General features: G+C 41.7%; 2 protein-coding genes and 1 pseudogene. All 3 read right to left on the bottom strand.

The genetic code is table 11. From position 1 onward, the window contains the following. A partial coding sequence (locus tag Q0236_RS08090; protein ID WP_297916749.1) for a GNAT family N-acetyltransferase occupies nucleotides 1-426 on the bottom strand: 426 nt, incomplete at its 3' end. A 107-nt stretch (nucleotides 427-533) separates the two neighbouring features. Continuing rightward, nucleotides 534-947, bottom strand: coding sequence for a DUF5675 family protein (locus tag Q0236_RS08085; protein ID WP_297916747.1), 414 nt, complete (start codon nucleotides 945-947; stop codon nucleotides 534-536). 10 nt (nucleotides 948-957) lie between these two features. After that, nucleotides 958-1,356, bottom strand: a pseudogene (locus Q0236_RS08080) (phage tail protein); the annotation flags it as partial.

Here is a 1,356-nt window from a genome sequence, read left to right as displayed (position 1 = left end):
TTCATTTTTTTTACCATATTCAACAAAACCGTACCTTTTTAATAAGGCTATTAACGGGGTTTGTTTTGCAAAAGAGGTAACATAAACATCGTAAATATTTTTTGATACCGCAAAATCGAAGACTCTCTTTATGAGACGTTCGCCCAGTTTAGTTCCATGAGCTTCTATCTTCATAGTTCCTATTTTTAGCCATGGATGGCCAGTATCAAGCTTAGGATCTATATTTGTGTTATCTACTGGATTTTCTACCTTTAAGTATAAAAAAGCCACTATCCGATTATCGTCAAATAGAACATAAGCCTTTTCACCAGATAAAGCCTTTCTCTCAATCCATGCGTCAAATCCATCGTAATCGCTCCTTAATGAATCAAAAAAAGGATTTGATATGTCAATATCCTTTATATATTTTTCTTCAATATTTGACATTTTAGACTCCCGATATTTTTATACAATTATATCAAAAAATATCCGACTCCGTTCTCTAAAATTTCTGAAGATATAAATCATAAATATTTATTGACGGTATGCGAAAGTCAAAGCTGTAAATTAGATATTTGCACTGCAAATTCTTGCCCTTTTACGGCGGTAAGCAGCGCGCTCAAAGCCGCACGGGAGTCTTTCACTCCGTGCGCGCCCAAAGATGAACCCAGTAGCACGCAACCCTCGGTATTGCTTCCGGTATTGCCAGCGTGGATCAGAATGCAGCGGCTTTTTGGTACTATTTTATTCCAAAGCAGAGGCAATCTTGCTCTAAATTTAGGGCTATCGTGCCAGGCTATTTGATACTGTCCTTGCGGTATGCGTCTATCCATGCCGCTTTGTGTAGTATCGGGGCCCGCAGGCTCGCAGGTATAGCCTTTTAGCACCTCTCTTTCACCGTTGCGCAATATGAAGCGCCCGAGCGTCATATCATCAATTTCTTTAAATCTCACGATTTCTAAAATCATCTTTGCTCCTTTATCCTTCAAATTCTATCTCAATGGTATACCCTGAGGCGTCAAAAGTATGCGAAACCGATTTTACGCTAAATTTAACATCCTCAAGCCCCGGCGCACCTTTAAATTTAACCTGCGCGCCCGCGACGATATTGGCTCCCATACACGAGCACCGTCCGTTGATGCCGCCTTTTTTGAGCTCGTTCAATTTACTTTGCGCCAGCTTGTAAGCCTCGGCGTCGCTTTTCGGCTCCGGGATCTGCATCTTATAGGTCTGTTTGCCTTTGCCTACTTTGATCTGCTTACGCTTGCCGCTCTCCACATCTTGCCATTCACACATGACCGAACCATAAGCATTGCGATTCGCCTCGGTGATATTTAGAGACTCGAGTTCGCTTAAGTTTAGCTCTATTTGTGGCAG

The organism is uncultured Campylobacter sp. (assembly GCF_938031315.1).
Lineage (GTDB): Bacteria > Campylobacterota > Campylobacteria > Campylobacterales > Campylobacteraceae > Campylobacter_B.
The sequence above is the reverse complement of the archived record's forward strand: the minus strand, read 5'-3'. Positions and strand labels throughout refer to the sequence as shown.